Source organism: Nocardia sichangensis (genome assembly GCF_047200615.1).
GTDB classification, from domain to species: Bacteria; Actinomycetota; Actinomycetes; order Mycobacteriales; family Mycobacteriaceae; genus Nocardia; species Nocardia sichangensis.
In genome coordinates this window covers 1-7,032 of the sequence record NZ_JBJZOK010000072.1, presented here as the reverse complement: position 1 = coordinate 7,032, position 7,032 = coordinate 1, and the positions used below count along the sequence as shown (strand labels likewise).

At 62.4% G+C, this 7,032-nt stretch carries 6 protein-coding genes and 1 pseudogene; 4 read left to right on the top strand and 3 right to left on the bottom strand.

The genetic code is table 11. The features are described from left to right. Positions 1-72: 72 nt before the first annotated feature. Entirely contained in the window at positions 73-495 is a 423-nt protein-coding gene (locus tag ACL03I_RS38910) for a transposase (RefSeq protein ID WP_412808584.1), read from the top strand. A 78-nt stretch (positions 496-573) separates the two neighbouring features. Here ACL03I_RS38910 and ACL03I_RS38905 read toward each other — a convergent pair whose 3' ends face one another. Further along, positions 574-849 carry a hypothetical protein gene (locus tag ACL03I_RS38905; protein WP_412808583.1) on the bottom strand — a complete coding sequence of 92 codons (276 nt, stop codon included), beginning with the start codon at positions 847-849 and terminating at the stop codon, positions 574-576. A 404-nt stretch (positions 850-1,253) separates the two neighbouring features. On the opposite strand from ACL03I_RS38905, the pseudogene ACL03I_RS38900 reads away from it, so the two are divergent. Both ACL03I_RS38900 and ACL03I_RS38895 read left to right on the top strand, forming a co-directional pair. Continuing rightward, positions 1,254-1,412: pseudogene (locus tag ACL03I_RS38900) on the top strand (IS110 family transposase); the annotation flags it as partial. Positions 1,413-1,524: 112 nt separating this feature from the next. Then, on the top strand, positions 1,525-1,884 hold the full coding sequence (locus tag ACL03I_RS38895) for a hypothetical protein (protein WP_412808585.1): 360 nt from the start codon (positions 1,525-1,527) through the stop codon (positions 1,882-1,884). A gap of 175 nt (positions 1,885-2,059) precedes the next feature. Here the strand turns inward: ACL03I_RS38895 and ACL03I_RS38890 are convergent, their stop codons facing one another. Continuing rightward, positions 2,060-2,626, bottom strand: a complete 567-nt coding sequence (locus ACL03I_RS38890) for a hypothetical protein (protein ID WP_412808582.1) — start codon at positions 2,624-2,626, stop codon at positions 2,060-2,062. Between the two features lie 1,010 nt (positions 2,627-3,636). Then, complete coding sequence (locus ACL03I_RS38885; RefSeq protein WP_412808581.1) at positions 3,637-5,376, bottom strand: WXG100-like domain-containing protein; 1,740 nt, start codon at positions 5,374-5,376, stop codon at positions 3,637-3,639. An 842-nt stretch (positions 5,377-6,218) separates the two neighbouring features. Between ACL03I_RS38885 and ACL03I_RS38880 the strand changes: the two genes are divergently transcribed. Next, positions 6,219-6,521: a transposase gene (locus ACL03I_RS38880; RefSeq protein ID WP_412808580.1), complete on the top strand. Its 303-nt coding sequence runs from the start codon at positions 6,219-6,221 to the stop codon at positions 6,519-6,521. Positions 6,522-7,032: the final 511 nt, after the last annotated feature.

Sequence of the window (7,032 nt, the reverse complement as noted above, 5' to 3'; positions counted from 1 at the left end):
GTCTCAACCTGGGGATTTCCGTGAGCGCCGACGCTGTGGGCAACCTACCGCCGCACCCAGGGTGTCCGGCATATGTTCGGCGCGCTGGACCTGCGCACCGGGCAGCTGTACTACCGGATCCGGGACCGGAAACGATGGACCGAGTTCCTGGCCTTCCTGAAATCCTTGCGGGGCCGATGGCAGAGCCAGAAACTGTATCTGATCTGCGACAACTACTCGGTCCACAAACGGGCCGAGGTCCGCGCGTGGTGCGCGGGCAACGCCGTGGAGCTGGTGTTCCTGCCCACCTACTCGTCGTGGCTGAACCGCATCGAGTGCGAGTTCGCCGCCTTGCGGTACTTCGCGCTCAACGGCACCGACCACCGCAGCCACGACGAACAGGACGACGCGATCGGCACCTACGTCCCCTGGCGCAACCAGCACGCCGGACCCGTCCGCGACTTCGCGGTCGGATCCAAGATACGACGACCCGATTACCTACCCAAAGTTGCCTGACGCGGCACTAGCAGCTGGCGTTCCTTGCGGAGCGTCCCAGTTGCGACCGCATCGGCGGTTGATACCGGGGCCGTTTCACTATCGATTGAACGGTGCTTGCGTCAGCACTGCAGAGTCTTCGCCGACCTCGCTGCCGCAATCGAGTTCGGAGCGATTGACGCAGAATTCACGGCGCGCTTCGATCCCGGCATCGGCGCCGACTGCGAGGACGACCTGGGTGATACCGGAGATCGTCAGGCGTCCCCGTTGCCCGGTCCACGGTGGTCCAGGCCGGTCGCCGCGGATCTCGATGCACGCCGAGAGCCGGTCGCGTGCGACGGCGGGCAGAGTGACGTCGTGTACTTCGTCGCCCATGCCCCGCGCAGGGTGATTCGCCCGGTACTGGTGATCGCGATGTCGTCGAGGTCGAGCCGTTGGCATTCCTCCACGCGGGCGCCGGCGTAAAGCAGGACGGCGGTGATCGCGGCGTCGCGTACGCCGCGGCGCAGCGAGGCGTGTTTCGACCTTGCCTTGCTCGGCGGGCGAGAGCGCGTCTGGTTCGCCGGGGCGGGGCACCCGGGCGCGTTTGACGGAGATCCGCAGTTGCGGGCCACGCCTGTAGAGCAGGGTGACCGCGGCCAAGCCCCGGTTGATGGTGGCGGGGCTCGACTTCTTGCCGCGCAGCCGATGCCGCCGCCAGGCGGTCATCGCGGCCTCAGCGCCGACGACATCAGCGAAGCGTCCGGATAGTCGGCGGCCGCCAATTCCAGCCAGGCGACATGATGGTCGCCGCGCTGCGCGCGTCGCGCCAGCCGGTGTTCGCGATCAACCCGATGGCGGTGGCCCGCCACCACCAACGCCACTCCATGGCCCGTGCCAAGTCCGATCATTCCGACGCGATGACTCTAGGCAACATCTTGCGCGTCGACGCGCACATGCATCGCCGGCTGCCAGCCGACAGCGAACGCGCCCAAGCCATCGCGCTGCTCGCCCGCCGCCCAAACGGACGCGGGCCGACAACGCACCAAGGCCAGCAACGAGCTCAGATCTTTGCTGCGCGAGTACTGCCCTACCTTCCTGGATGTCTTCGCTGGCAAATCTGCCACCAACCTCGCCAAACCCGAAGCGCGCGCCGTCCTGGCAATCGCTCCCACCCCTGCCCACATCGCCAAGTTCACCAAGGCCCGCATCATGGCCGCGCTACGCGGAGCAGGCCGCCAGCGCGGCCTCGACGCGGTTCGCCACCGAAATCCTCGACGGGTTGCGGAACCCCAGCTGCGACAGTCGGAACTCATCGAGAAGGCGATGGGCTGCCAAACCCATGCGCTATTGGCTACCCTCGACACCGCCTGCGCTGGCGCCGCCGACCTCGAACGGGCCGCCGTCAAAGCATTCCAGCCAGCATCCTGACTACGCCGTCATCACCAGCTTCAAAGACCTGGCCGACCTCACCGGCAAGACGATCTCCATCACCCACCGCCGCTTTTAGAACCATCGGAGGTCTTCGGTGCTGGCACGCAGGACTCCTGGCCCAATAGGACCACGCGCTCAGAGCCCTCCAAGGACGCGGGGGAGCCTCCACGGTCTATCGGTTCTGGACTCTGTCGATCTCATCACCGAGATGCGTCAGAGACTCATATAACGCGCGTTTCCCGTGAACGAGCCGATAGGCGATGATCTCGTCCTTGTCCAATACGCCTAGCCGCAACAAATCATGGAGACACAGACGCAACTCCCGCTTCCCGGGCGCGTCGCGCCAACCGTCGCTGCCCAGCCGGTCGATCCGCTCCAGGATCCGCTGATGCTCCGCCGATCGCGCGCTGGAGTGGATCTTCAGCTCGACCAAGTCGAAGGCGCCGATCTCCTCTGCCCAGCGGACACAGCGAAAGGATGGATCCTCGACAACCGCGATCGGGCGATCCTGGACGTACCTCGTCGCCAGCTCGAGTTGCTTCAACCCTGGGGCGTACACCAACGCCGGGTGGCCATACCCGATCCGTACTTCATGCTCGTTCTGGGGACTCAGGACCGTCCTGTTGTCGGCGTACCGTTCCAGAACACCGGAGTAGCCGAGGGTTCCCTTCTGCGCAACGACAACAATCGCATCGGCGGCGGCACCCACCTGCCCGAGGAACTCGGTCGCCAACTCCACCGCTGAATCGAAACCGACTTCAGCACGAAACGGTACGTATGCAGCACGTGAAAGAACAGTCGTACAGGAGGCATCACTCAATATTGCGTCAACTTACCCACCGACATGTCCTCACGGCATTCGACGTCACATTTCCTCGATTCTTTCGCACTAGACCCAGCCCCGCCCGGACATTGCAGCTTGTACAGCTGCCGACGCTATTCCGACGCTATCGACCGACGGCTAATACCGCAGTCCCCTAGTCCCCCTCCTATGGAGAAAAGGAGGGGGACTAGGGGACTGTGTGCACAAGCCTTCAGGACGGACCGCCCGGCCACACGCCAGTGGCAACTTCCTGTCATCGCAGTATGCCGAGCCTTCCCGAACGCCGACCTGCAATGTTTCGGCAATACCGCTGTGTAGCGCACTCACGACACGACTGCGCACGCAATAGAACTGTGTCTCGGGACAGCACCCAACGACTCGGCAGGACACCTCTCCTCCGCCAGCTTGTCCTGACCGCTACGAGCAATCTGCCGGAACCCTAAGGCTCCACGCACCTGCGCCCCGTGAACCAGAACATGCGCTTATCGACGGGCCCACCGCCGAGGTACCCAATATGAAGCGCGGGTCGAAGAACTCTATGGTGATGGTCGACAGAAACGACTCATCGGCCCGGCCACCGAGATATCTAATCGACGACCCAGACCACAGACCGGCGGGCTACACCACGAGTGCGAGGCGCAAATCTGCCGAGACTTCGTTAAACGCTCGTCAACTTTTGATATGGCATAGCCAGCCACGATGCCACCATTTCTCCTGGATTCGCGCCACAACCGGTTGACCGTCAGCCTCAACACGTGGAGGTTCATCGAACATCCTATTTGACTTCGACTCCTGGTGTTCGCCAGCGAGCGATAACGCGAACGCTGGTCAAGCCTAAAGGGCATCCTGACGCCGACCGCGTTTCCGTGATGACGAAAGGCTCCGGGCGGGCCCGTTTGGGCAGACCCAATTCGCATGCGTGCGCATCATGATGAACGCTCTTCCGGAAGCGCTTCTGGAGGCTGCATCTCACGCCGGCGTGGGAGCGGGTCTGCGGTCACGCTACGCAACTCGACACGGTCATCGTGCGGTGTGCTTGTCGGTCGTCCCGATGTCGCGTCGTCCGGCGCGAACACCGCCGACCGACCCGGGACGGCCTTGTCCGGCGCGGATACGGTGGGCCGACTTGGCTTGGCCGGACCGGTCTCGGCTGTCTTCGACCAGGGAGTCCTCATAGTTACGAACTCGGACTCTGTGTTTGGACGATTTGCGCTCCGCCTAGCGGCGCGGCGCAGCGACGCTTTCGCCGGTAGTCCGGCCGAGTTGCCGGTATCCTTGAGGCGTCCCCAAGGTGAAGTGGCATTATTGGGAGACGTCCGTCCGCGGGCTTCAGTCCCGCCGGTCACACTAGCCGGCAGGGTCGTGGAAATCGGGGCCGCTCCGCGAGTTTCGAAAGATCCGGGCTTATCCGTTACTTGTGGATTCTGAACCGAATCAATATGTGGCGCGACATCTGCGGAACGTATCGTTGAATCAGCTGGCGCGGCGGCCAGCCTGCTGGTCACCACTGGCTCCGAGGTCGTTTCGGCCAATGGCAGAGCAGTACCGTCGCGGCCTGTCGGCGGAACTGCTGCTTCCGCCGTGGGAGCAGGTTCTGCCCCCGTTGGCACTGCCCGAGGATTCAACGGGGCTGCTCTGTCGCCGATTCCGCTTGCAACAGAACGTTTTGGTTCCGGCGTAGCCAGGCGATTGCCTGAACTCTCATGGAGTTTGGTACCCACCGCCGCTTCCTCGCTTGCAGCCGCAGGAACTCTCGTGACTGCTCCGTCCTTCCCAACCGCCGTGGCGGCTGGCATGGCGTTTAGCGAGCGTGGCTCGATCAGCTCTTGCGAAGGCCGCATCACTCGCACATTCTCGCCAATCGGAGGCTGTAGCGAAGCAGTATGCGGAACCGTCGGTCTGCGCAGATTCGTAACAGACGGTTCGCCGAGGGGGCCAGCAGTAACGAAATCCAACGCGGCGACGTTGTCCGCGAACTTCGCAGAGTGCTCAACGATCTCGTCAGCGTACTTGTCGAGTAGGTCGGCGTACCGCAGCACCTCGTCGGGCTCGATGTACAGCGGCCGCGGGGACGAGCCAGAGGGCGGGACCTTGAGTATACTGGCCGCTGTCCCGTATACGACATGGTTGATCATGCGCTCTACTGTGGCCTCGAAGGGCTCGATCGCCCTACCGATCACTTCGGACGCGACATATCCCATGAGCATCTGCTCCATCGCAGTCAGCAGTCGGCTCGCAGCGGCGCGGTACGCCATTGTAAGAGCCGCCGATCCACCGAGCGTCGCCGCCGTGGCTGCCATCAGACTGGCGTAGCTGGCGGCCAAAGCGGCCAGTTCACCCAGTACTGCAACCTTAACCACTGCGATCACTTCGGCAGCGTATTCCAGCGCCTTCCCCACAAACCGGCACGCCTGATCGAGATCGCGCATATGAGTGGCACTCATACGCGCCCAGGAGGCAACCAGCTCCTCATATGAATCACCCGAATACACCGAGCTCATATCCCTGATCGCGCCGGTTGCCGACTCATACGTAGTCGCCACGTTTGTAGCGAAGTCCTGAACCTGCCGCCCAAGCTCGCGCACCTGATCTTCATCGACGTCCGGGTATGGAACGCCGAGGAAGTTCAGAAAGAGAGCCACCTCGTGTGGAATCTTTATACCCATGCGGGAACCCCTCGGCCGGTCCGTCTATTCGCTTCGCGAAATAGTGAGCGGCGCCCATCTATTAAGATTTGCATGGAAGCGCAAGATGCATGTGTTGACGGATTAGTTTTCGGGCCAGACCATTTCATCTCCGACTGCCGACCGTCAACCATACTTCAGATCTACGGGTCCCCGACATCTCCAGTCGAACTCATCCCGCAGGGTCGCCCGGAGCACCGCCAATGCCTTCAGTAGCGGCCGGATGCGTAGCCCCGAGTATGCGAGCAGTAATCATGGTAGCAATGATGGTCGATCGGGTGGCACCATTGCGAATATTTGGCCACTTGTTGCCACCGCCAGCGGCGGCAACGAAGCCCATGTGCCGATGTTCACAGTCGGGTGCATAGATCGTGTCGTGGACATTCGGCTGCCAGGTGAGCATGAGTTATGTCCGCGATGAGGAGTTCAGTCTACCGAGGAGGCGCTGGCAATGTTGAAGCATATCGATGTACCGGCCTCGACAAGGGTGGCGGTATTTAGCGTGTGCGAGTTGCCACGCATACGGCCCCGGTGGCGCAAGACCCAGCACTCAATCACGTTCAATCGTTCGCGACCGATGACCGATATCGTATATGATCTCATACAGGCATCGCGCGTTTCGGGAACAGAGTTCCACAGATCCGACGCCTCACGCAATGCCAGCGGCAAGGAACTGGAGCTCGCATGCATACCGAAGGCCGTGGATTATTTCACATCGTTTGGGTGCATAAGACGGCCAAGTGGGTCGACTTCCATTGATCGCGCCTCCCATGGCATCCATCGATCAGTCCTGTGCGACAGCCTGATTGTGCATCATGGTCGCCGTGGCGACGCTGGCAGATGATCGGTATCAAGTTCTGACGGACAAGCAGTGGGGGCTGCCCAAGCTGCTGCTACCGAAATCCAAGGGCCACGTGGGTCGTTACTTCACCAATAATCGCCTGATGGTGGAGGGGATGCTGCATCGGCTTCGGACCAGCCTGCCGTGGCGGGACCTACCAGAAGTCTTCGGACCCTGGCAGACGGTGTGGAAGCGGTGCCGCCGCTATGCCGCCGACGACACCTGGGCAGGGCGCTCACCGCCCTGGTCGCCTTGGCCGATTCCACCGGCAACTTGGACTGGGTGATGTCGGTCGATTCGACCATTGTGCTAGCACATCGGCGTGCGACGACTCGGTGACCGGGCTATGAACCCACCGATCACGCGATCGGGCGCTCCCGCGGCGGGCTGACGACCAAAGTTCATCTGGCCGCAGATGGGCATGGTCACGGCCTGGCAGTGCTGCTCGCACCCTGACAGGCCAACGACTCACCGTTGCTGCCGCAGCTGCTCGACGCAGTCCCGGACCACGCCCATTCCGCAGCGTCGAATCGAACTCTGTTTGCGGCGCAAACGCATCCATACCGCAATCCCTGAACGCCGCGATCGGGTTGCCAATCCCAAACGCAAGGCCCGCGCCGGTAGCCGGGCACCCAGCTTCGACACCGAGATCTATAAACAGCGCAACGTCGTCGAACATGCCTCCAGCACAGCCAAGCACTGGCCACCTGCTAGACAAGCTAGCGATCACCTACCGAGCCGGACTCGTCCTGGCCCTCATCGTCGAATGGATCAAGTCACTGGGAGACTCGGCCGAC

What these genes read in the sequence shown, in the direction of transcription:
- ACL03I_RS38905 (WP_412808583.1), bottom strand. Translation starts at nt 849, where the DNA reads ATGGGCGACGAAGTACACGACGTCACTCTGCCCGCCGTCGCACGCGAC.
- ACL03I_RS38885 (WP_412808581.1), bottom strand. Translation starts at nt 5,376, where the DNA reads ATGGGTATAAAGATTCCACACGAGGTGGCTCTCTTTCTGAACTTCCTC.
- ACL03I_RS38910 (WP_412808584.1), top strand. Translation starts at nt 73, where the DNA reads ATGTTCGGCGCGCTGGACCTGCGCACCGGGCAGCTGTACTACCGGATC.